This window comes from Streptomyces sp. NPDC057099 (assembly GCF_042671245.1).
In the GTDB taxonomy this organism is placed as follows: domain Bacteria; phylum Actinomycetota; class Actinomycetes; order Streptomycetales; family Streptomycetaceae; genus Streptomyces; species Streptomyces purpurascens.
In genome coordinates this window covers 35,049-56,882 of record NZ_JBHUTX010000053.1, presented here as the reverse complement: position 1 = coordinate 56,882, position 21,834 = coordinate 35,049, and the positions used below count along the sequence as shown (strand labels likewise).

Genomic DNA, 21,834 nt, shown 5'->3' with positions numbered 1-21,834 from the left:
TCCGGCAAGATCGCCCCTGACATGCCAGCAGCCAAGTACACTCCCGACGATGCCTCTGACCAGGCCAGATAGCGAAACGCTGCTGGAGTACTAGGGCTCCAGTGGGACTAGCCGGCGAACGCGGGCTGTGCCACGCCCTTGCCCGCCCCCGGCACCACGAACACCGACCCCGCGAGCGCGGGCGGCTCCGTCAGTCCCACCCGGGCGGTCGTGATGTACAGGTCGCTCAGCCCGGCGCCGCCGAACGCGCACGCCGTCACCAACGGCACCGGCAGTTCGATCACGCGGTCCAGCTCACCGTCGGGTGTGTAGCGCCGTACCGCCGAGCCCTGCCAGAGGGCGACCCACACGCACCCGTCGGCATCCACGGTCAGCCCGTCGGGGAAGCCGGCGCCGTCCTCGATCTCCGCGAGGGTCCGGCGGCCGGTCACCCGCCCGTCCGCGTGGTCGAAGACGTCGACCCGCCGGGTCGGGGAGTCGATGTAGTACAGGAGCCGCCCGTCGGGGCTCCACCCGGTGCCGTTGCTGACGGCCACGTCGTCCAGGACGACGTCGACCGTGCCGTCACCGCCGACGCGGGACAGCGTGCCGCCGCCCGGGGCCTCGTCGTAGCGCATGGTGCCGGCCCAGAGCGTGCCGTCGGGCGCCACGGCGGCGTCGTTGGCGCGACGGCCGGGAACCGGCTCGTGGTGCAGCCAGCGGAACCCGCCGCCGTCGGCGTCACCGTCCAGGAGGCCGATGCCGTCACGCAGGTTCAGGACCAGCCCGCCCCCGGCGCGCGGCTTGACCGCGCCCACGTGCTGTTCGGTGCGGCGGACCGTGCGGTGGCCGGTGGCCGGGTCGTAGGTGTGCACCCGGGAGCCGAGGATGTCGATCCAGATCAGACGGCCGGTCGCCGCGTCCCAGGTCGGCCCCTCGCCGAGCTCGGCCTCGGCCCGTACGGCGACCTCGTACGGCTTCGTCGTCATGCCACGCTCCGGTGGCCGAGGTGCTCGGACAGCTCGGCGGCGCCCTTCGCGGCGAGCTGCTCCAGCTCGGCGCGGCGCTCCTCGCTCCAGCGGATCATGGGCACGGAGATCGACAGGGCGGCGACGACCTGGCCGGTGCGGTCGCGGACCGGCGCGGCCACGCAGCTCACGTCCGGGTTGGACTCACGGCTCTCCACGGCGAGGCCCCGCTCGCGGATCTCGGTCAGGGCCTCGCGCAGGGCGGCCGGGTCGGTGATGCTGTTGGGGGTCATCGCGACCAGCGCGGCGTTGTCGGGGATCCGCGAGGCGAGTTCGTGCTCGGGAAGGGAGGCCAGCAGCATCTTGCCGACGGACGTGCAGTGGGCGGGCAGCCGGCGACCGGCCGCCGACACCATCCGCACGGCGTGCGTGGAGTCCACCTTGGCGATGTAGATGACGTCCGTGTCCTCGAGGATCGCCACGTGTACCGTCTCGTCGCAGGTCTCGGCGACGGACCGGGCGACCAACTGCCCCTCGGCGGCGAGGTCGAGTTGCTCGGCGTAGCGGGCGCCGAGCTGGTACGGGCGTACGCCGAGCCGGTAGCGTCCCGGCTGGCCGGGCACCGGGACGATGTACTTCCGGGCGGCGAGCGTGGTCACCAGCTCGTGCACGGTGGTGCGCGGCAGCTGCAGCTTGCGCACGATGTCGGGGGCGGAGAGCGTCCCGTCCCCGTCGAGGAAGAGCTCGAGAATGTCGAGAGCCCGGGTCACGGCTGGTACGAGTCGTCCCACGACCGGCCCCTCCCTATGTGTCTCAGGCGCCTGTGTTCGAGATTTCAACAGGCGATCGGCATGACGAACACAGGCTAGCCATAGAGGTTTGGCCGGGCAATGGGCAGACGAGTCGGAGGCACGGCGGGCGGAAACCCACGAGCACCCCACGAGCACGTTGCGTGCACATTAAAGTGCCGTATGTGCGGCACGTCACAGGTGCCGCAGAGGTGGGGGGATTTCTGTGCGCGACATGACCATGGGCTCGAACGTGTCTCTGTCGGCCCTGAGCGAGAACGTCGGTTCCGCGATCATCAGCCTGGGCTGGTCCAGCCCGACCGGGGAGGGCGACGCCGATGTGTCCGTCCTGCTGCTGGACTCCGGCGGCAAGGTACGCAGCGACGCCGACTTCTACTTCTACAACAACCCGGTGGCGGCCGACGGCAGTGTGCAGCTGCTCGGCAAGGAGCCGACGGGGGACGGCAGCGAGGACCGGATCAGCTTCGATCTGACGGCTGTCCCGGACGAGGTGGAGCGGATCGTCGTGGCCGCGAGCCGGTACGAGGGGGCTCGCTTCGGGGAGTTGGACGATCTGAAGGTGACGCTGGCCGACGCGGGGGGCGAGAGTCTGCTGCGGTTCGTCATCGAGGACGCCGGTGAGGTGAGCGCGATCATCTTCGGCGAGCTGTACCGGCGGGCGGAGGAGTGGAAGTTCCGGGCCGTAGGGCAGGGCTACGAGAGCGGGCTGGCGGGGCTGGCGACGGACTTCGGCGTGGATGTCGACGACGACGAGCCGGATTCCGAGTCGGCGGCGGCCCCGGAGGAGCCCGCCGTGCCTGTCGCCGCAGCCGCACCCGAGACCGGACCTCCGGCGATGCTGGAAGCCGTCCCGGCACCGCGCGGACCTGTCGACACGGAGGAGGAGGCCGCTCCGAAGAAGCGGGCGGCGGCCCGGCCCCGGACCGCGAAGAAGAAGGTCACACCGCCCAGGGCGCCCGTGAAGAGCCTGGCGGAGAACGAGTCCTGGAAGCAGGCCCGGCTCTTCCCGGTGTCGGCGCTCAAGAGCGACCGGGACCGGGAGACGCGGGCCACGTCCGTGCTGTTGTCGGTGATGACCCAGGTCCCCCGGTTCGGCAGGCGGGTCACCGCTCCCTTCGGCGCTCCGTCCGGCCGCATGGAGACCTACACCGAGGTCTCCCTGCCGCACGGCGACACACCCCGGCGCCCCGACGGAGTCATCCGCGTCGAACGCGCCGGCAAGCTGTGGACGGCACTCGTCGAGACGAAGACCAACGGCAACCCGCTCAGGTCCGACCAGGTGCAGGCCTACATGGACATCGCGGCCCGGCGCGGCTACGAGGCCGTGATCACGCTGTCGAACGACGTCGCGCTGGAGGGCAGCCCGCTGGTCGACGTGAAGATCGACCGGCGGCGCAAGCACCAGGTGGCGCTCTGGCACCTGTCCTGGGCCGAAGTGGCCCACCAGGCACAGATGCTGATCCGGCACGAGGGCGTCGGCAACGCGGCCCGCACCTGGCTGCTCCAGGACCTCCTGCACTACCTCCAGCACGAGAACTCCGGCTGCCACGGCTTCCAGAACATGGGCGCGGCCTGGGTGCCCGTACGCAACGGGATCAACGACGAGACCCTCTGCCAGGGCGACCCGCGCGCCCTGGAGGTGGTGGAGAGCTGGGAGCGGCTCATCCGCCAGGTGTGTCTGCGGCTCGGCGGCGAACTCGGGCAGAAGGTGCTGCCCGCCCAGCGCACCAGGCGCGGCACCGATCCCGGGGCCCGGCGCGCCCGCCTCGCCGACCAGCTCTGTCTGGAGGGCAGGCTCCAGGCGGAACTGCGCGTCGAGGGGGCGCCCGGCCTGCTCACTCTCAGCGCGGATCTGCGGACCGCCAAGCTGCGCACGTCCGTGGAGATCCCGGCACCCGAGCAGGGCTACCCCCTGACCTGGGCCAAGCGGCTGGTCCGGCGGCTCGCCGAGGCACCGGCGGATCTGCATGTCGAGACCTTGGTGGAGGGCGAGACCGGCGGCCCTCGGGGCACGCTGGAGCGGCTGCGTCCGGAGCCGGCGGATCTGCTCCCGAGGGACGGCTCCACCCGGATCACCGGCTTCCGGCTGTCCCTCCTCAAGGGCATGGGCAGCGGGCGGGGCAGCGCCGAGTCGGGCTTCATCCGCAGTGTCGACGACGCCGTGCAGCGGTTCTATTCGTCGGTGGTGGTCCACTTGGACGCCCCGGCCTCCGGGCGGGCGGCGGCGGCGAAGGAGCGGGCCTCGGTGTGACATCCGCCGGCGGTGGTCACCGTCGCCCGCGCATCGCCCCCAACTGCCCGCGCAACCGCTGGGCCCGCAGCACCAGTTCCAGTTCGAAGCGGCGGTCGGGGTCGTCGATCTCGTCGCCCCACAGTTCCCGGATCTGGCGCAGCCGGTAGCGGACCGTCTGGGGGTGGACGCCCAGGCGGGTCGCGACCTCCGGGGCTCCGCCCCTGGTCTCCAGCCAGGCGAGGAGCGTTTCCGCGAGGCGGCGGCCGTGGGTGGGGCCGCAGTGGGTCAGGGGGGCGAGGCATCGCAGGGCCAGGTCGTCGATGAGTTCCTCCGGCTGGAGGAGGACCAGCGCCTCGGTGTGCTCGGTGCAGTAGAGGACCTCGCCCATGGGGAGCAGCTCGCGTTCCATCAGACGCACCGCGGCCTCGGCCCAGCGCAGCGACTTCGCCGCGTCGGCGAGCGGTACGGGCGGGCCGATCGCCCCGGACCAGCCGGCCAGGGCCCGGTGCAGCAGCTCGGGGCGGCCTGCCGCGCCCGGGTCGGGCACGACCATGCGGGGCTGCTCGTACTCCATGTCGAGCAGCACGCCCTGGCCGACCGCAGGGGCCATGGCCTCCCGGGCGGGGCGCAGCAGGACGCCGACGGCGACCTTCGCCGGTAAGGGCCAGCCGATGCGGGCGGCACGTTCGGTCAGGGCCTCGGAGGGGTCGCCGCGATGGTGCTCGGCGAGGAGCAGCTCCATCAACCGGCGCTGCAGGCGCAGGCGTTCACCGGCCTGGCGGGCCGCCGCCTCGGCGTAGCCGCGTACGGACTGGTCGACGAGGCCGTCCAGGTACTCGTAGCCCGCGTCGACGAGTTCGTACATCGCCGGGGGCGGGATCTCCACGCGCTGGCCGATGTCGGCGAAGCGGCGCCAGGCCAGGCGGACGCCCATGCGGTAGATGGCCTGGAGGGAGTCGAGGGAGCGGCCGTTGAGTCCCTCGCCGCGGCCGAAGTCCTGGAAGACGCCGGGCGGGACGGTGGGCCGGCCCTCGGAGTGTTCCAGGTGCTGCACGAAGACCTCGATGGCGCGGCGGATGCCGACCAGGGCCATGGGCTCGCCGGAGTCGTCGAGGACGACGGGCAGATGGGGGTACTCGCGCTGTATCTCGCAGAGGATCTCCTCGGCGAGCGCGGGCGCCTCGGCCATGGCGATCGCCGCGAACCGGCGCACCTGGAAGCGCGGTACGTCGTGCCAGGCCGAGCGTGCGGTGACGGTTCCGGTGCGGGCGGCTGTCACCGTCAACTCCCCTGGTCCGCTTGCTCGTACGTGATCAGGGGGGTGTTCGGCTGGTCGGGTGTGGCCTGGAGCAGCGCGACCACGCCCAGCGCGGCGCCCACGGCAAGGGCGGCGGCGAGCGCGACGGTCAGCGCGGCAGCGAGCAGTCTCGACATCGCAGGGTCAGCCTCTCTGTCCGGATACGTCCGGAGATCATCCGGAGGTTTCCCCACCCCGGCGTCCCGTCCCTGCCTGTCGCGCCCAGTCTCGACAAGCATTGACACCCCGTCAAGAGCCGCCTACGGTTCCCGGCCCAACCGCACGTGCGCCGATTCCCGCCGTGCCGGTCTCCTCGTACGTCGAGCCGTCCCAAGCCACTGGAGTGCCCGGATGCGCCGTACAACCTCTCCGTTTTCCCTGGTCCTGCTGGGTCTCGGCACGTTCCTGCTGGTGCTGGCGCCCCTGCTCGCCTGGTATGTGCAGCCGCGTGCCGCGGTGAATCCGATCGACATCGACACCACCGCCGTCTACACCGGCCGGGGCAGCGTCTTCGACACTGACCGGATCGAGACGGTTCCCGGCCGGAAGATCACGGTGACCCAGCGGGTCCGGGGCAATGTCGAGGACAGCGAACGCAGCGGCAAGGCCGTCTGGGACGTGATCACCACGGTCGACACGGACAAGTCGCTGCCGGCCGCCGATCCGCACGACGCGCTGGACTTCACACCGCACCGCTGGGTGATGGACCGCGAGACCACCCGGCCGGTGCACTGCTGCGGGGAGAAGCCGTACATCGAGGGCGAGGCCTATCTGAAGTTCCCCTTCGACGTGCAGAAACGCTCGTACCAGTGGTGGGACAACACCCTCGGCGACACGGTCGTGCTGCGCTACCGGGGCACCGAGAAGGTCCAGGGCTACACGGGCTACAAGTTCACCGGCTCGGTGCCGCCGACCAGGACCGGCACGCGGATGGTGCCCGGCAGCATCGTCGACGAGCCGGGCAGGCCGCAGGTGCTGGCGGAGGAGTGGTACTCCAACCACGGGTTCGAGCTGGTCGTCGACCAGGCCACCGGCCGGGTGATCTACGCGCAGACGGGACCCAGGCGGACCCTGCGGGCGCCGGGCGGGAAGAAGGACGCGGCGGTGCTGCTGGACAGCCGGAAGGTCTCGTTCACGACCGCGACGCAGAAGGAAGCCGTGCGGCAGGCGAAGCGGGACAGCGGCCAACTGCGGCTGGTGGGCGTGACGTTGCCGATCGGGGCGGCGGTGACCGGTTTTGTGCTCATGGTGGTGGGTGGTGTTCTCGTGGCGCGTGGGCGGAAGGAGCCGGAGCAGCCCGTTCCATCCGAAAAGCCGGATACGCCCCAGCCCACCCTCACGATGTGATGTGACGTCAGCTCCAACAAAGCCCGAAATTGTCACGTCGGTGAGTAGCCCTGGCGAACGTCCGGGCGAAAACTGTCCAACCCCACCCGAGCACATCCCGTCCACACTCCCCTCCCAGGAAGAGCTCAGGCCCCCCACAGGCCGACTTCTTCAAGACTCCCCTTTCAAGACTCCCGTTCGGAACGAACCCCCCACGTTTTCCCACGTTGAGTTCCGCACCCCGAGACGAGTTGGAGCACCCATGCCCCAGCACGTACCGTCCCCGCTGCGCGCCACGTCCCTCGGCGCGCAGCGCCCCCTTCCGGCGCTCCCCCCACATCCGCGCCGGATCGTCTTCCTCGCCCATCGTGATCTGGACAACCCGTCGGCCGGCGGCTCCGAGCTGCTGGTCGACAAGCTCGCCGACGGGCTGACCCGGCTGGGCCACCAGGTGACCCTGCTGTGCGGAGGCCCCGCTGCCTTCCGTGACTACCGGGTCGTGTCGGCGGGCGGCCCCTACGGGCACTATCTGCGCGCCCGTTCCGCCTTCGCCCGCCAGATCGGCGACTGCGATCTGCTGGTCGAGGTGTGCAACGGCATGCCGTATCTGGCGCCCCTGTGGCATCGCGGTCCCACGCTGTGTCTGGTCAACCACGTCCACACGGATCTGTGGAAGATGCGCTTCGGCGGGCCGCTGGCCCCGGCGGCGCGGATCGGCCGAAGACTCGAACACTGGGCGCTGACCGGCGCGCAGCAGGGCAGCCTGATGGTCGCCGTGTCCTCCTCGACGGCCCACGCGCTGCGGGCGATCGGGGTCGAGCGGGACCGGATCCGGGTCGTGCACAACGGGGTCGAGGAGCCGGGGCCGCGAGCCGAACGCTCGGCCGAGCCGTTGTTCGTCGCCGTCGGGCGGCTCGTCGAGTACAAGCGGATCGATCTGCTGCTGCGGCTGTGGGAGCGGGTGCGGCCGGTGACCGGCGGGCGGTTGGTGATCGTCGGGGACGGGCCCGAGCGTGAGCGGCTGGAGCGGCTTGCGGGGCCCGGTGTGGAGTTCACCGGGTATGTGTCGGAAGCCGAGAAGCATCGACTGCTGTGTGCGGCCTGGCTGCTGCTGCATCCCTCCGCCGTGGAGGGGTGGGGGCTGGTCGTCACGGAGGCCGCGGCCCGGGAGACGCCGAGTGTGGCCTTCGACGTGCCGGGGCTCAAGGACTCCGTCGTGGACGGTGAGACCGGGGTGCTCGCACAGGGCGAGTCCTCGTTCGCGGCGGCGTGGTGTGCGCTGGCCCTGGCCGGGCGGGAGCGGGAGTTGATGGGGAAGGCGGCGCGGGATCGTGCCGCGCAGTTTCGGTGGGACCGTACGGTTCGGCAGTTCCGGGTGGTGGCCGCGGAGGCGGTGAGGGGCTGGGGGCCGTGAAAGACCCCTCGTTTCGAAGATCTCTTGCCCTGTTCCGTGCCTTCCTCCGTGAACAGGACGATCCCGAATACTGCTACTCGCTGCTCGCCCGAGACGCCGCCGACCAGGTCGAGGCCTATGACGGGCCCGTCGCCGGGCGTACCGTCCTGGACATCGGTGGGGGCAGCGGGTACTTCACCGAGGAATTCCGGCGTCGCGGGGCTCATGCCTATCTGTTCGAGCCGGACATGGCCGAGCTGGGTGCGAAGCCGCCCGACGGCGCGGTGGTCGCCGACGGGTATCTGCTGCCCCTGCGGGACGGCATCGCGGACGTCACCTTCTCCTCCAACGTGCTGGAGCACGTGGCCGATCCGGAGACCTTCCTCAGTGAGCTGGCCCGGGTGACGCGCCCGGGCGGGCTGATCTATGTGTCGTTCACCAACTGGCTGTCGCCGTGGGGCGGGCACGAGTGGGCCCCGTGGCACTACTTCGGTGCCGAGCGGGCCCGGGCCCGCTATCTGCGGCGGACCGGCCGGCCCGCCAAGCACACGCTCGGCGAGAACCTGTTCGCCGTGCACATCGGCTCCACCCTGCGGCAGGTGCGTGCCCGCGACGACGTCACGGTCGTCTCGGCGCGCTCCCGCTACTGGCCCTTCCTCGCGGAGACCGTCGTCAAGGCGCCCGGGATCCGCGAGTTCGCCACCTGGAACCTCCTCCTCATTCTGCGGCGGTGTCCTACATGACAACCACGGTCCAGGCTCCTCCCCCGGCGGCCGTTCCCACCACCGCGACCGCGGCGGGTCCCCCCGAGGGCCCGCGGTCGCGACGCTGGCTGCTGGGTTTCTGGGCCGTGGTGTTCGTGTTGTTCCTCGCGGTGCAGCCCGGGCGGCAGACCTTCGACACCAAGCTGGGCGTCACCGTCGATCCGGGGCAGTTCCTCGCCGATCTGGGCCAGTTGTGGCACGACCGGGCCGGGTTCGGCGGGATCCAGGACCAGTACGTCGGCTATCTGTGGCCGATGCTGCCGTTCTACTGGCTGTGCGACCTCGTACAGCTGCCGGTGTGGCTGGCGGAACGGCTGTGGCTGTCGGTCGTCGTGTCCGTCGCCTTCTGGGGTGCGGTGCGGCTGGCCGAGCGACTGCGGGTGGGCAGTGGGACGTCCCGGCTGCTGGGGGCCGTGGCGTACGCGCTGTGGCCGGTGTTCACGACGCTCATCGGGTCGACGTCGGCCGCCGCGCTGCCCGGCGCCTTCCTGCCGTGGGTGCTGCTGCCGCTGACCAACGAGCGGTACGCCGCCCGGGTCGCCGCGCTGCGGTCGGCGCTGCTCGTGCCGTTCATGGGCGGGGTGAACGCCTCGGCGACCCTGGCCTCGCTGCTGCCGGTCGGGCTGTATCTGCTGTCCCGGCCGCCCGGGCCCCGGCAGCGCAAGCTGATCGCCTGGTGGACCCCGGCCGTGATCGTCGTGACGGCCTGGTGGTGGGTGCCGCTGCTGCTGCTCGGGGTCTACGGCGAGAACTTCCTGCCGTACATCGAGACCGCGCAGACCACCACGGACACCATGTCGGCGACCGAGGCGCTGCGCGGCGCCGGGAACTGGGTCGCCTATCTGCACTTCGGTGAGGCGTGGCTGCCCGCGGGGTGGGCCGTCGCCTCGTCGGTCCTCGTCATCCTGAGCTCGGCGCTGGCCGCCGGGCTGGGGCTCGCCGGACTCGCCCGGCGGGACCTGCCCGAGCGGCGCTGGCTCGTACTGACCGTGCTGGTGGCGGCGCTGGTGCTGCTCGCCGGATACGGCGGGGCGTTCGGGGCGCCGTTCCACGGGGTCGTGCAGGGCTGGCTGGACGGGTGGCTGTCGCCGTTCCGGAACATCTACAAGTTCCAGGCGGGGATGGCGCTGGCGCTCGTGCTGGGCCTGGTCCATCTGGCGGGTGTGGCCGCCGAGCCGCGCGGGGCCCGCCCGGTGCGCGGCCGGCGCCTCGCCCCGCTGATCGCGGCCGTGCTGGTCCTGCCGGGGCTGCTGCTGCCGTACCTCAACGGCTCGATCCTCAACCCGGGTTCCTTCCAGAAGCTCCCGACCTACTGGCAGGCCACGGCCGACTGGCTGGAGAAGTACTCCCCGGACTCCCGTGCCCTGGTCGTCCCGGCGACCGCGCACGGCATGTACACCTGGGGCTCCCCCATCGACCAGCCGCTCGACGTGCTCGCCGAGTCGCGCTGGGCGCAGCGCGACTACGTCCCGTTCGGCACGCCCGGCAACCGGCGCGCGATGGACGCCGTCGAGCAGGCGCTGCTGACGGGAGGCGAAGTCCCCGGTCTCGCCGACTACTTGAGCCGGGCGGGGCTGTACTACGTCGTCGTACGCAACGATCTCGATCCCGATCAGATCGGCGCGGTGCCGACCGCGACGGTCAAGCGGACGCTGGAGCAGTCCGGGTACGAGCGGGTGACGGGGCTCGGTCCGGTGATGACCGGCGGGCGGATCGCGCAGGACGCACCGCTCCAGGTCGAGGGGCTGTACGCGCGGCAGCGGGCGGTGGAGATCTACCGGCCGGCCGACGCGGACGTCCTCCGGCCCGGGCAGGCGGGAGTGGCCCCGGTCTCCGACACGGCCGTGGTGTCCGGCGGCCCGGAGGCGCTGCTGCCGCTGGCGTCGCGGCTGCGCGGGCGGGCGGCCGTCCTGACCGGCGACAACCATCCCGGGCTCGGCACCCCGGCCGTGCAGGTGGTGGGCGACGGGATGCGGCGTGCCGACACCCGGTTCGGCCTGGTCAACGCCGGTACGTCGTACACGTACACAGAGGACGAGCGCAACGCGCCCGACGCCCAGCAGGACCCGGGCGAGAAGCCGCGCCAGATCCTGCCCGCCGAGGGCACCGACCACCAGACCGTGGCCGAACTGCGCGGCGCCCATTCGGTGACGGCGTCCTCGTACGGCAACTGGCTCTTCCATCTGCCGCAGTACGACCCGGTGAACGCCTTCGACGGCAACCCGGACACCGCGTGGGCGGAGGGCGCGCCGGACACGCCCGACGGGCAGTGGCTGCGCGTCGGCTTCACCGGCCCCTACGACATGCCGTCCTCCTTCAAGGTCACGCCGCTGCCGCAGGAGAGCGTGCGCGCGGCGGCGACGAAGGTACGGGTCGAGACGGAGAAGGGCTCGAAGACCAGCTTCCTGCAGCCGAACGGCAAGACGCAGCGGATCAAGGCGCCCGAGGGCGCGAGCCGGTGGATGAAGCTGACGATCGTGGACTCGGTGGAGCGCCGGGCCGGTCTGACGGGCGCGGGCTTCTCCGAGATCGACCTGCCGGACATCCAGGTGACCCGGCTGCTGAAGCTGCCGACCGACGCGGACAACGCCACCGCGCCCGCCACCCTGGTCTCCCTGCACCGCGCCTCCGACCCGACGGGCCTGTCCGCGACCGGCACGGAGGCCGGACTGCACCGCCGCTTCACGACACCGGCCGCCGGAACCTACGAGGTGAAGGCGAACGCGGTGCCGGTGCCGGGCGAGGAACTCGACCGGCTGCTCTACGAGGTCGCACCCGAGCAGCAGACCAGGATCGTCGCCACCGCCGACTCCACGGCGAGCCTCGGCGCGGGCCTGACGGCACGCAACCTCACCGACGGCGACCTGACGACGGCCTGGATCGCGGGCGACCGGCCGACGATCCACCTGAGCTGGGAGGGCAAGCAGGCGGTGGGCGAGCTGGTGCTGGCCCCCGCGGGCGGCCTGTCCACCCGTGCCTCCCAGGTGCACATCAGCTCCCCCGACGGCGCGACGATCGCCGGAGTCGACGAGAACGGCTGGGTCCGCTTCCCGCCGATCACCACGGACCGGCTCGACATCACGGTCACCGAGACCGCCCCGCTGACGCTGCACAACCCGGTCGCCGACGAGGACCTGCGCCTCCCGGTGGGGTTGACGGAGGCGTACGTCCCGGCCCTCGACCAGTACCGCACCCCGCAGCCGGACGGCACCCGGAAGTTCTCGCTGCCGTGCGGCAAGGGCCCGGACGTGGCGCTGGACAGCGAGCTGTACCGGACGAGCGTGAAGGGGACGGTGCGGGATCTCGTGGAGCGGCGGGGCGTCGAGGTGACGCTCTGCCAGGAGGGCCGGGGCGACTCCGAGGTGCGGCTGCCCGCCGGCGAGCACCGGCTGGAGGGCGGTGACGCGGGTCCGCTCGCGCTCACGGACGTGACCCTGACCCGCGGGACGGTCCCGGAGGCCGCGGCGGCCGGGCGTGAGCTGGAGATACGGGACTGGCTGGGCGACCGGCGCGAGCTGAAGGTCGGCTCGGGCACGGCCTCGTACCTCACGACGTACGAGAACTTCAACGACGGCTGGAAGGCCACCCTGGGCGGCAAGGAGCTGACCCCGGTACGGCTGGACGGCTGGCAGCAGGGCTGGCGGGTCCCGGCCGGGGAGGGTGGCGCGGTCAAGCTGTCGTACGAACCGGCCACGACGTACGACGTCGGGCTGATCGGCAGCGGCGCCGGCATCGCGGTGCTGCTGGGCCTCGCCCTGTGGCGCCGCCGCGCCCCCAACCCCGACGCGCCGCAGCCGGTCCCGCCGCTGCCCGGGCTGTGGCTCGGCACGGTGGCGCTGACGCTGGTCGGAGTGGTGATCGCGGGCTGGTTCGCGCTGCTGGTCCCGGCCCTGGCACTGCTGGCCTCGCGGCGGCACGCCCTGTTGGTGCCGATCGCGTTCGTCGCGCTGGCGGGAGCGGGTGTGCTTGCCGCGTTCGGGGCCGGGGAGCCGGTGGGGTCGGGCGCGGGCGCGTTCGGGCATGTGGCCCAACTGCTGGCGTTGATCGGCCTGTTCGCGGGCCTGGTGAGCCTGCGCGAGCCCGACCCGGAGAGGACCGAGCCCGCATGACCCCTCCGACCCGCATCCCGTTCCCGGTGGTGGACGAGGTGTCCCGGCACTGCCTCCAGGAGGAGGAACCGGAAACGGTCCACATCGAGGTCCACCTCCCGGGCCCCCTGGAACCCGCCCGCCTGCGCAAGGCCTTCACGGAGGCCCTGCACCGGCATCCCCGGATCCTGATGCGGGAGGCAGGGGGGCCGTGGTTCCGCCGCCGCTACGAGTGGGAGCTGACCGGCGAGCCGGACACGGAGGTGGTGACCTTCACCCCGGCGGGGCCGAGGGCGTTGCAGGACGCCAGGACGAGGGCGCTGGCGGAGGCGCCGCCCCTGACGATGTCGCCGCCGATACGGCTCGAAGCAGTTGGCTTGGCTGCGGGCGATCGCGCGAGCACCACCCAAGGCACAGTCCTCCTCCTCACCATCAACCACACCGCCCTCGACGGCCCGGCCTGCCTCCGCATACTCGCCACCGCCGCAGAGCTCTACGGAGGCCAGGACAACAACCCCACCGCACCCCCGACCCGACCCGCAGAACCCGGAAAGGAACCCCCGGACACCCCCACCACCTGGTCACCCCCCGCGCGGGTGGCGCAAGGCACCCCCGACCCCTCCCCCGGCAACGGCATGCTCGTCACCGAACTCCCCCTCCCGCACCGCCCCAAGGGATCCCCCTACACGGTCAACGACCAGCTCATGGTCACCACGGCCCTGACCATCGCCCACTGGAACCGGGAACACGGCGCCCGCCCCCGCCCCCTGCGCATCACCATGCCCGTGGACGACCGCCCCCGTGACGCGACGATGCCCATCGGCAACGGCACCCGCCTGGTCGAAGTACCGTTCGCACCAGGGGAGTTGAAGGACGAGATGCCCACCCTGCTCCGCCGCACCGCGGAGCGCACCCGCGCGCTGAAGGCCCTGTCCCGCCCCCAACTGGGCCACGGGGCCGCGCTCCTCACCACCCCCTGGGCCCCGGTCGCCGCCCGTGCCGCCCTCACTCGCGGCCTGCGCAGGGCCGCCGCGCCGTGGACGTCGACGACCCTGCTCAGCAACATCGGCCGTATCCCGTACCCGCTGGACTTCGGCGAGGAGGCGGGCCGCGCGCACGCGGTCTGGTTCTCGGCCCCGGCCCGGATGCCGCGCGGCCTGACCGTCACCACCGCCTCCACCGCCGGCCGCCTCCACCTGGCCCTGCGCTGGTCCCGGGCCCTGCTCAGCCACGGCGACGGCGCCCACCTCCGCGACCTCTTCGAGCACTATCTGCACACCACGGAGGTCGCCCCATGACACCGACACCGGCAACGACACCCGCGACGACAACGACCACCACCGGACGACGCCCGCCCCGCGACCTGCGCGACTTCTACGAGAACCCCGCCGTGCCCGTCGCCTCCGGCACCCCGCGCAGCCTCCGCCAGGCCCGCATGCTGGCCCGGGCCCTCGGACCCGCCGCCGACCGCCCCCGCACGGTCCTCGACATCGGCTGCGGCGACGGCACCGCCGCCGCCACCGCCGCGCCCCTCCTGCCCGGCCACCGCGTCATCGGCGTCGACTGGTCCCAGGACGCCCTCAGACGTGCCCGCACCCGCATCCCGTACGCCATCCGCGGTGAACTCACCGGCGGCGGGCTGCCGTTCGCCTCCGAGTCGGCCGACGCGGTGCTGTTCAGCGAGGTGATCGAGCACCTCGTCGACCCGGACGCCGCGCTCGACGAGATCCGCAGGATCCTGCGCCCCGGGGGCCATCTGATGCTGTCCACCCCGAACCTGGCGGCCTGGTACAACCGCGCCCTGCTGCTCGCCGGTGTGCAGCCGGTCTTCTCGGAGGTCAGCCTGCGCGGCATCCACGGCCGCCCGGGGAAAGAGGTCGTAGGACACCTGCGCCTCTACACGGCCCGCGCGCTCAGGGAGTTCGTCGCCGCGTCCGGATTCACGGTCGTAGGGCTCGAAGGGGCGCCCTTCCACGGCGTACCGCGCCCGCTGCGGCCGCTGGACCGGCTGGCCTGTGCCCGGCCGCAGCTGGCGTCGATCCTGCTGCTGCACGCCAGGAGGACGTAGCCCATGTGGTGGGGAGTGGCCGCGGCCCTGCTGGCGAACGTCCTGTACAGCACCGGATTCGTCCTGGAGAAACGCGCGCTCGCCGCCCTGCCTGAAGTATCGATCCGGCAGCCCGCCCGGCTGCTGCGGCTGGTGCTCGGCAGCCCGCTGTGGATCGGCGGTTCGCTCTCGCTCGCGGCCGGGTTCGCCGCCCAGCTCGCCGTGTACCGGACGCTGCCGATCGCCGCCGCGCAGGGCATCTTCGTCTCCGGCCTGGTGCTGCTCGTGCTGCTGTCGGCCCGGCTGCTCGGCGAGGAGACGACCGGCCGGGAGCGGTACGCCCTGGGCGCGATCCTGCTCGCGCTGCTGATGGTGGTGCTGTCCCTGCGGGAGGGCTCGGACTCCGTCAGCCAGGACGCGCCCTACCCCCTGATCCTGCTGGTGTGCGTGCCGTCGCTGGCGGCCGGGGTGTGGCTGTACGGCTCCGCCGAGCGCCGCGCCCGCAACCGGCACCGGCGCCCGACGACCGGCGTCGAGTACGGCGTGGCCGTGGGCCTGCTGTACGGCGTCAGCTCGCTGGCCATCAAGGGTGTGTCGAGCCATCTGACGACCAGCGGGATCGGCGGCGCGGTCCTGGATCTGCTGGCCTCCCCGTATCCGTATCTGCTGCTGTTCACCGGCGTGTTCGGCCTGGTGATGTCGCAGGCGGCGCTGCAGCGCTGCCGGGCCTCGCTGATCGTGCCGGTGTGCACGACCGTGACCTGCCTGTTCACGGCGGTGCTCGGCACGCTGTCGTTCGGCGAGGCACTGCCGGACGATCCCCTGCGGCTCGCGCTGCGGGTGGCGGGCACCACCCTGGCCGTCGCCGTACTGCTGACCATGCCCAAACACGACTCCGCTCCCCAAGAGCCCGCCCCAGCCAAGGAGTTGGCATCCCCATGAAGCCCGACGACCCGCTGTTGAAGATCCTTGCGTGCCCGCTCGACAAGGGCCCGCTGCATCTGCTGGCCGAGGAGGCCGAGCAGGAGGAGTCCCTGTACAACCCGCGGCTGCGCCGCCGCTATCCGATCCTCGACGGCATTCCGCAGCTGCTGCCGTCGTCGGGTGAGCAGGTGCCGGACGAGGAGCACGAGGAACTCCTCAAGAGGATGTCGCCGTGACCAGCCTGGCGGCCCGCCTCGCTCCCCTCCTGCCCACCCGTCTGGTGGCCGCGACGGCCCGGGCCCTGTATCCCCGGTTCGAACCGGAGCTGGCCCGGCTCGCCGAGCTGTGCCCGCCGGGCTGCGGTACGGCGGTGGACGTCGGCGGCTGGTACGGGCCCTGGACGCACCGGCTGTCGGGCCGCGCCGAGCAGGTCGTGACGATCGAGCCGGTGCCGCATCTGGCCCGGCTGCTGGCCGCCGCCGTCCCGTCGAACGTACGGGTGATCCGTGCGGCGGCCTCGGACCGGCCGGGCCTCGCCCGTCTGTGGCTGCCGTCGGACGACTCGGGCGACCGGGGGGTGTCCTCGCTGGTCCGCCGTGACATCCACGGCCGGGCGCTGGACGTCCCCTGCGTCACGCTGGACGATCTGGGGCTGCGCGACGTCGGCTTCATCAAGATCGACGTGGACGGCAACGAGCCGGCGGTGCTGCGCGGGGCGACGGGTCTGCTGGCCCGCGACCGCCCGGCCCTGTTCGTGGAACTGGAGTCCCGCATCCAGCCGATCGCCCCGGTGGTGACCTATCTGGCCCTGCTGGGCTACGACGGCTGGGTGCTGCCGGGCGACACCTGGGTGCCGCTGGCCGAGTTCCCGCTGGAGGACCACCAGGCCGACGCCTCCTACGTCGTCTCCCACGGCCTGCTCCGCCGTGTCCTGCCCTCCCCCCTGCTCAGGGGCCCGCGCTACGTCAACTCGGTGCTGTTCCTGCCCGACGGCCGCCGCCCCGGCAGGGCCCCGGTGGGCAACGATGGTTCCCATGCCTTCCGGAAAGCGCCCCGCTAGCCCCTTCACCCCGCTCGATTTCCAGCTGGTGCTGCTGCGCCGCATGGCCGACCACAATCCCGGCCCGGTGGAGGACGCCCGGCACGCGCTGGGAGTCTCCCTGGCGGACATGCGCGAGGCGAACAAGCGCTGGCAGGCGATGATCCGCTCCCCGCGCCCGGCCTTGTCCCGCTATCGCTCGGTCCTCGGCGACGCGGAGTCCCGTACCGCCCGGCGCATCGGCGACCTGGACTGCGAGGCGTGGCTGTGGCCCGTGCCGCTCTGGCCCGACCTGCGCTTCGAGGTCCTGACCGCCCCGAACGGCGCCGTGTGGAACGAGTGGCTGGTCCGTGCGCCGGGCGCCGAGGGCCCTGATCTGCGCACCCTGGATGATCTCGCCCCCTGGTCCTGCACGGTGGACGAGGCGGCTCGCGCCTTCGCCCCGGCCCGTCCCCTGGAGGGCACGGCACCGACCCGGTGGGGGCTGGCGTTCACGGCGCCGGACGGGGCGGGGGCGCGGTGGGAGGTCGTCGCGGAGTTCACGTGGGGGCTGCTGCAGCGGGTGGCCGTCACCGGCCGTCAGGACTGAGGGGCTCCGGACCCGGGGCCGCGCCCTTCGCGGGTACGCACCGCCACGCGAGGACCGCTGCGGCCAGATAGGCGAGCGCGCCGATGAACATGCTGGTGCGGATCCCGGTGCCGTAGTCGCCGGCCGAGGCGAGCAGGCTGCCGCCGAGGGCCACGCCCGTGGCGCTGCCGACCTGGCGGGTGGTGTTGAACAGCGCGGAGGCGGCCCCCGAGTACGCCTCGGGGGCGGCGCCCATCACGGTGGCGGTCGAGCCGGTGAGGGCGAAGGACGTACCGAACCCGGCGGCCATCATCGGCAGCACCAGCAGCCCGTAGGCGGGGTCGGCGCCCGCCGCGGCCCAGCCGGCCAGCCCGAGTGCGGCCAGGAGCATGCCCGAGACCACCAGCGGGCGATCGCCGGTGCGGCGGGACAGCCGGCCGGACAGGACGGAGGCGAACATGGTCATCGCCACCGCCGGGAACAGCGCGAGCCCGGTGCCGAGGGCGCTGTAGCCGCGCTGGTGCTGAAACTCCAGGCTGGCGGTGAACACCATGCCGTAGAAGCCGAAGTTGAACAGCAGGCCGATGACCGCCCCGCCGCTCATGGCGCGCGAGCGCAGCAGGCCCAGCGGCAGCACCGGGGAGCGGGCCAGTCGCTCGCGCAGCGCGAAGGCCGCGGCGGCCAGTACGGCCAGGCCCAGCCCGGCGAGCACGGCCGGGTCGGACCAGCCGCGCCGTCCGGCCTCGTTGAGCGCCGCCGTCAGCAGCGCCACCGCCGCGACGACCGCGACCTGCGCCGGCCAGTCCAGGGGCCGGTCGGCGCGCCGGGGCGAGCGGCCGACGTGCTTCAGCGTCAGCGCCAGACAGGCCGCGCCGACCGGCAGGTTGATGAGGAACACCCAGCGCCAGCCGACCGTGGAGACGAGCAGCCCGCCCAGCAGCGGCCCGGCGGAGGCCGCGATGCCCGCCATCGAACCCCACAGCCCGAAGGCCCGCGCGCGTACGGCCTTCTCCGGATAGGCCTGCTGGAGCAGCGCCAGGGATCCGGGCACGATCAGCGCCGCCCCGAGCCCCTCCACCAGCCGGGCCACCACCAGGAACGGGGCGCTCGGCGCCAGCGCGCACGCGGCCGAGGACACGGTGAACACCGCCACGCCCGTGCAGAACACCCGCCGGTTGCCCAGCCGGTCCCCCAGCGCGCCGCCCGTCAGCAGGAACCCGGCGAAGACCAGGGTGTAGCCGTCGGTGATCCACTGGATGCCGGTCAGCGAGGCCGACAGCTCCCGCCCGATCACCGGCACGGCGACGTTGATGACCGTCACGTCCAGGATCACCATGAAGTACCCGGCGCACACCGCCAGCAGCGGTGCCCAGGACCGTCGCTCGGAGGGCATGGCCCTACAGGTACACCAAAAGACTCACCGAGGGACGTATGCCCCACGCATCGCGATCAGCCGACGGCGGAGAGAACCGCCTCCACCACCCTCGGCACCGACTCCGGGTGCAGCCACAGGAACAGATTCGGCTCGATCAGCTCCAGTTCCATCACGCACGGCTCCCCGTCCGGCCCGGTGACGAGGTCCACGCGCGCGTACAGCAGCTCCTGATCGCCGGACAGGGGCACGGCGGCCAGGGCCCGCTCGGCGACGGCCACTTCGGCGGGGGTCGGCTCCCAGGGCCGGAGATCGGGGTGGGCGATCTTGTCGGCGTCGTACGGGGTGTCCGGCGCGAGGACGGCGCCCTTGCGGCTGGCGTGCAGCAGACGTCCGCCGTAGAACTGCAGGGCCCGCTCGCCGTGGGTGTCGATGCTGGTCAGATAGGGCTGGAGCATCACGGTGAAGCCCTCGGCGTGCATCCGCTCGACCTGGCGCAGGGCGGCGTCGCGCTCCCCGGCCGGGTAGCGGGCTGCGTACCGGGCGCCGGCGCCGGAGGTGGGCTTCACGACGTACTCGTGGTCTTCGGGCAGGTCGACGGGGTCGCCGGGCGCGAAGTAGCGGGTGGGCACGGCGGGCACCCCGGCCTCCGCGAGGCGGCCCAGGTACCGTTTGTCGGCGTTCCACCGCACGATGTCCACCGGGTTGGCGAACCGCGTCGCCTTCCCGCACCGCTCGGCCCACGCCGCGAACTCCTCGGCCCGCCAGCTGTAGTCCCAGGTGGACCGTATGACGACGAGGTCGAACCCGGCCCAGTCGACGTCGGGGTCGTCCCAGTACTCGACGGCGGCCTCGGCCCCGGCCTCCCGCAGCGCGTCCGCCAGCACGGGCAGGTCCTGGTCCTTGCTCACCTCGCCGCCGGGGTCGTAGGTGACGAGCGCGATGCGCGGGGTCCCGGCCACGGCGACTCCATTCTCGGGCAAACGATCGATTCCGGAGCAGGCTAACAATGGCCGACGGAACCTCGACACCCTGTTTGACCTTCACCTTTGGGGAAGCCCCAGCATCGGTGGCGGAACGAGGAGCGCGACGAGCGCCGTGACGGGCGCGCGGAAGGCGGGGGCACGCATGGACATGCTGACGATCGGCGCGTTCGCGAAGGCCTGCCGGCTCTCGCCGAAGGCACTGCGTCTGTACGACGAGCTGGACCTGCTGCGGCCCGCCCGGGTGGACCCGGACACCGGGTACCGCTACTACGCGGTGGCCCAGCTGGAGCAGGCCCGGCTGGTGGCGTGGCTGCGGCGGCTGGGCATGCCGCTGGCCGAGATCCGCCGGGTGGGCCGGCTGTGCGCGCACGATTCGACGGCCGCCGCCCGCGAGATCCGCGCCTACTGGGCGCGGGTCGAGGCGGAGACGGCGGTACGGCGGGACCTCGCCGCGTTCCTGGTCGATCACCTGACGACGGACTCGCAAGAGCCAGGAAAGGACACCGCCATGCTGGAACTGCGTTACTCCGCCCACTCGGACACCGGACGCGTCCGCCCCGCCAACCAGGACACCGCCTACGCGGGCACCCGGCTGCTCGCCGTCGCCGACGGCTTCGGCCCGGCGGGCGCGCCCGCGAGCAGCGCCGCCGTGGAGGCACTGCGCTCCCTGGACACGGCCGAGATCCCGGCCGGCGGGGTCCTCAACCTCCTGGAGGACGCGGTCAGGGGCGCGGCCCAGGCCGTCCAGGACGTGGCCGACGGCGCCGAGGACATCGGCACGACCCTGACCGCCCTGCTGTGGACGGGCTCGCGGCTGGCCCTGGTGCACATCGGCGACTCCCGCGCCTATCTGCTGCGCGACGGCGAACTGTTCCTCATCACCCACGACCACACCGTCGTCCAGTCGATGATCGACGAGGGACGTCTGACCGCCGAGGAGGCCGTCTCCCACCCCCAGCGCGCCTTCCTCCTGAAGGCCCTCACGGGCGGCGGGGCCACGGTGATCCCGGACCTCCGCCTGCACGACGCACACGCGGGCGACCGCTACCTGCTGTGCTCCGACGGCCTGTCGAGCGTGATCCCCGAGGACCGCATCCTCGGGCTCCTCACCTCGCAGGTCACCCCGGACGAGACGGTCAAGGCCCTGGTCGGCGCGGCGAACAAGGCCGGTGGCCCGGACAACGTCAGCTGTGTGGTGGCGGACGTGGTGGAGCGGCCGACCGCCTGACCCCGGGCTGTTACTCCTCTTCCCCCGGCTCCCAGTCCAGCAGCCGCACCTTCGCCACCGTGCGGACATGGCGGCGCATGGCCGCCGCCGCCCGGCGGGGTTCCCCGTCGGCGATCGCGTCGAGGATGGCCTGGTGCTGGGAGAGGGAGCGGGACGGGCGGCCGGGCTGGCGCAGCGACTCGGTGCGGCTCTCGGCGATCTGCTCGGCGATGGAGCGCATGAACTCGGCGAGCAGACTGCTGTGGGCCGCCGCCGTCACGGCCGCGTGGAACAGGCGGTCGCCCTCCACGCCGTGACCGTCCGCCTCGATCTCCTCCGCCATGTGCGCGAGCGCCGAGCGCATCGCCGCGAGATCGTCCTCCGTGCGCCGCTCGGCGGCCAGCTCGGCGAGCTTCGTCTCCAGCGCCTCCCGGGCCTCCAGGACATCCGGGAGGCGCCTGCGGCGTTCGACCATCCGCTCGACGGGCTCGGTGTCGAGACTGTCCCGCACGAGATACGTACCGCCCCCGTGCCGGGCCTCCACCAGGCCCTGGACCTCCAGCACCACGATCGCCTGCTTCACCGAGGCCCGGCTGACCCCGAGCCGCTGGGCGAGATCACGCTCGGGCGGCAGCCGGTCGCCGGCGCGCAGCCCGCCCTCGGCGACGTACTGGCGCAGCCGCTCCAGCACCTGTTCGTAGAGGCGCTGTTTCGTCATGGGGCGCAGGGCGTCGGTCACGGAGTCCCCCTCTCGCCGGGAGCGTAGCACCGGGCTACCCGGTGGCCGAGTGGCTGAACCAATTGTCGCGCGACCCCTTGACGGGCGCCCGGGCC

19 protein-coding genes are annotated in these 21,834 nt (G+C 72.6%); 12 read left to right on the top strand and 7 right to left on the bottom strand.

The window, feature by feature from the left end; genetic code table 11:
• Positions 1-107: 107 nt before the first annotated feature.
• A complete protein-coding gene (locus ACFT4A_RS36790) occupies positions 108-968 on the bottom strand; it encodes an SMP-30/gluconolactonase/LRE family protein (protein WP_382839417.1) in 861 nt (286 codons plus the stop codon).
• Entirely contained in the window at positions 965-1,738 is a 774-nt protein-coding gene (locus tag ACFT4A_RS36785) for an IclR family transcriptional regulator (RefSeq protein WP_382839415.1), read from the bottom strand. The genes ACFT4A_RS36790 and ACFT4A_RS36785 overlap by 4 nt, the downstream gene beginning before the upstream one ends.
• A 232-nt stretch (positions 1,739-1,970) precedes the next feature.
• Between ACFT4A_RS36785 and ACFT4A_RS36780 the strand changes: the two genes are divergently transcribed.
• On the top strand, positions 1,971-4,007 hold the full coding sequence (locus tag ACFT4A_RS36780) for a TerD family protein (protein WP_382839425.1): 2,037 nt from the start codon (positions 1,971-1,973) through the stop codon (positions 4,005-4,007).
• Positions 4,008-4,023: 16 nt separating this feature from the next.
• Here ACFT4A_RS36780 and ACFT4A_RS36775 read toward each other — a convergent pair whose 3' ends face one another.
• The gene (locus tag ACFT4A_RS36775) at positions 4,024-5,268 is read right to left on the bottom strand and encodes a PucR family transcriptional regulator (RefSeq protein ID WP_382839413.1); all 1,245 of its coding nucleotides are present in this window, start codon (positions 5,266-5,268) and stop codon (positions 4,024-4,026) included.
• A gap of 2 nt (positions 5,269-5,270) precedes the next feature.
• On the bottom strand, positions 5,271-5,423 hold the full coding sequence (locus ACFT4A_RS36770) for a hypothetical protein (protein WP_184592273.1): 153 nt from the start codon (positions 5,421-5,423) through the stop codon (positions 5,271-5,273).
• A gap of 214 nt (positions 5,424-5,637) precedes the next feature.
• Between ACFT4A_RS36770 and ACFT4A_RS36765 the strand changes: the two genes are divergently transcribed.
• From ACFT4A_RS36765 to ACFT4A_RS36720, 10 genes are all read left to right on the top strand, one after another.
• Positions 5,638-6,633 (top strand): DUF3068 domain-containing protein, encoded by a 996-nt coding sequence (locus tag ACFT4A_RS36765; RefSeq protein WP_382839411.1) that lies wholly within the window; start codon positions 5,638-5,640, stop codon positions 6,631-6,633.
• Between the two features lie 241 nt (positions 6,634-6,874).
• Complete coding sequence (locus tag ACFT4A_RS36760) at positions 6,875-8,026, top strand: glycosyltransferase family 4 protein (protein ID WP_382839409.1); 1,152 nt, start codon at positions 6,875-6,877, stop codon at positions 8,024-8,026.
• Positions 8,023-8,748, top strand: coding sequence for a class I SAM-dependent methyltransferase (locus ACFT4A_RS36755; protein WP_382839407.1), 726 nt, complete (start codon positions 8,023-8,025; stop codon positions 8,746-8,748). The genes ACFT4A_RS36760 and ACFT4A_RS36755 overlap by 4 nt, the downstream gene beginning before the upstream one ends.
• A complete protein-coding gene (locus tag ACFT4A_RS36750) occupies positions 8,745-12,878 on the top strand; it encodes an alpha-(1->3)-arabinofuranosyltransferase family protein (protein ID WP_382839405.1) in 4,134 nt (1,377 codons plus the stop codon). Before ACFT4A_RS36755 ends, ACFT4A_RS36750 begins: the two co-directional genes overlap by 4 nt.
• Positions 12,875-14,155 (top strand): condensation protein, encoded by a 1,281-nt coding sequence (locus ACFT4A_RS36745; RefSeq protein ID WP_382839403.1) that lies wholly within the window; start codon positions 12,875-12,877, stop codon positions 14,153-14,155. The genes ACFT4A_RS36750 and ACFT4A_RS36745 overlap by 4 nt, the downstream gene beginning before the upstream one ends.
• Positions 14,152-14,925, top strand: a complete 774-nt coding sequence (locus tag ACFT4A_RS36740; RefSeq protein WP_382839401.1) for a class I SAM-dependent methyltransferase — start codon at positions 14,152-14,154, stop codon at positions 14,923-14,925. The genes ACFT4A_RS36745 and ACFT4A_RS36740 overlap by 4 nt, the downstream gene beginning before the upstream one ends.
• A gap of 15 nt (positions 14,926-14,940) precedes the next feature.
• Positions 14,941-15,846, top strand: a complete 906-nt coding sequence (locus ACFT4A_RS36735; RefSeq protein ID WP_382839423.1) for a hypothetical protein — start codon at positions 14,941-14,943, stop codon at positions 15,844-15,846.
• Complete coding sequence (locus tag ACFT4A_RS36730; RefSeq protein ID WP_382839399.1) at positions 15,843-16,064, top strand: Trm112 family protein; 222 nt, start codon at positions 15,843-15,845, stop codon at positions 16,062-16,064. Before ACFT4A_RS36735 ends, ACFT4A_RS36730 begins: the two co-directional genes overlap by 4 nt.
• Positions 16,061-16,888: an FkbM family methyltransferase gene (locus ACFT4A_RS36725; protein ID WP_382839397.1), complete on the top strand. Its 828-nt coding sequence runs from the start codon at positions 16,061-16,063 to the stop codon at positions 16,886-16,888. The genes ACFT4A_RS36730 and ACFT4A_RS36725 overlap by 4 nt, the downstream gene beginning before the upstream one ends.
• Positions 16,863-17,456 carry a hypothetical protein gene (locus tag ACFT4A_RS36720; protein ID WP_382839395.1) on the top strand — a complete coding sequence of 198 codons (594 nt, stop codon included), beginning with the start codon at positions 16,863-16,865 and terminating at the stop codon, positions 17,454-17,456. The genes ACFT4A_RS36725 and ACFT4A_RS36720 overlap by 26 nt, the downstream gene beginning before the upstream one ends.
• Here the strand turns inward: ACFT4A_RS36720 and ACFT4A_RS36715 are convergent.
• Both ACFT4A_RS36715 and ACFT4A_RS36710 read right to left on the bottom strand, forming a co-directional pair.
• On the bottom strand, positions 17,437-18,828 hold the full coding sequence (locus ACFT4A_RS36715) for an MFS transporter (RefSeq protein WP_382839393.1): 1,392 nt from the start codon (positions 18,826-18,828) through the stop codon (positions 17,437-17,439). The genes ACFT4A_RS36720 and ACFT4A_RS36715 overlap by 20 nt on opposite strands.
• A gap of 56 nt (positions 18,829-18,884) precedes the next feature.
• A complete protein-coding gene (locus ACFT4A_RS36710) occupies positions 18,885-19,769 on the bottom strand; it encodes a RimK family alpha-L-glutamate ligase (protein ID WP_382839391.1) in 885 nt (294 codons plus the stop codon).
• Between the two features lie 166 nt (positions 19,770-19,935).
• Between ACFT4A_RS36710 and ACFT4A_RS36705 the strand changes: the two genes are divergently transcribed.
• Complete coding sequence (locus ACFT4A_RS36705) at positions 19,936-21,021, top strand: MerR family transcriptional regulator (protein WP_382839389.1); 1,086 nt, start codon at positions 19,936-19,938, stop codon at positions 21,019-21,021.
• A 10-nt stretch (positions 21,022-21,031) separates the two neighbouring features.
• Here the strand turns inward: ACFT4A_RS36705 and ACFT4A_RS36700 are convergent, their stop codons facing one another.
• Positions 21,032-21,739, bottom strand: coding sequence for a FadR/GntR family transcriptional regulator (locus ACFT4A_RS36700; RefSeq protein ID WP_382839386.1), 708 nt, complete (start codon positions 21,737-21,739; stop codon positions 21,032-21,034).
• Positions 21,740-21,834 lie beyond the last annotated feature (95 nt).

Excerpts from the sequence above, each read along its gene's own strand:
- ACFT4A_RS36790 (WP_382839417.1), bottom strand. The coding sequence starts at position 968 with ATGACGACGAAGCCGTACGAGGTCGCCGTACGGGCCGAGGCCGAGCTC.
- ACFT4A_RS36780 (WP_382839425.1), top strand. The coding sequence starts at position 1,971 with ATGACCATGGGCTCGAACGTGTCTCTGTCGGCCCTGAGCGAGAACGTC.
- ACFT4A_RS36770 (WP_184592273.1), bottom strand. The coding sequence starts at position 5,423 with ATGTCGAGACTGCTCGCTGCCGCGCTGACCGTCGCGCTCGCCGCCGCC.
- ACFT4A_RS36765 (WP_382839411.1), top strand. The coding sequence starts at position 5,638 with ATGCGCCGTACAACCTCTCCGTTTTCCCTGGTCCTGCTGGGTCTCGGC.
- ACFT4A_RS36760 (WP_382839409.1), top strand. The coding sequence starts at position 6,875 with ATGCCCCAGCACGTACCGTCCCCGCTGCGCGCCACGTCCCTCGGCGCG.
- ACFT4A_RS36750 (WP_382839405.1), top strand. The coding sequence starts at position 8,745 with ATGACAACCACGGTCCAGGCTCCTCCCCCGGCGGCCGTTCCCACCACC.
- ACFT4A_RS36745 (WP_382839403.1), top strand. The coding sequence starts at position 12,875 with ATGACCCCTCCGACCCGCATCCCGTTCCCGGTGGTGGACGAGGTGTCC.
- ACFT4A_RS36740 (WP_382839401.1), top strand. The coding sequence starts at position 14,152 with ATGACACCGACACCGGCAACGACACCCGCGACGACAACGACCACCACC.
- ACFT4A_RS36730 (WP_382839399.1), top strand. The coding sequence starts at position 15,843 with ATGAAGCCCGACGACCCGCTGTTGAAGATCCTTGCGTGCCCGCTCGAC.
- ACFT4A_RS36720 (WP_382839395.1), top strand. The coding sequence starts at position 16,863 with ATGCCTTCCGGAAAGCGCCCCGCTAGCCCCTTCACCCCGCTCGATTTC.
- ACFT4A_RS36715 (WP_382839393.1), bottom strand. The coding sequence starts at position 18,828 with ATGCCCTCCGAGCGACGGTCCTGGGCACCGCTGCTGGCGGTGTGCGCC.
- ACFT4A_RS36705 (WP_382839389.1), top strand. The coding sequence starts at position 19,936 with ATGGACATGCTGACGATCGGCGCGTTCGCGAAGGCCTGCCGGCTCTCG.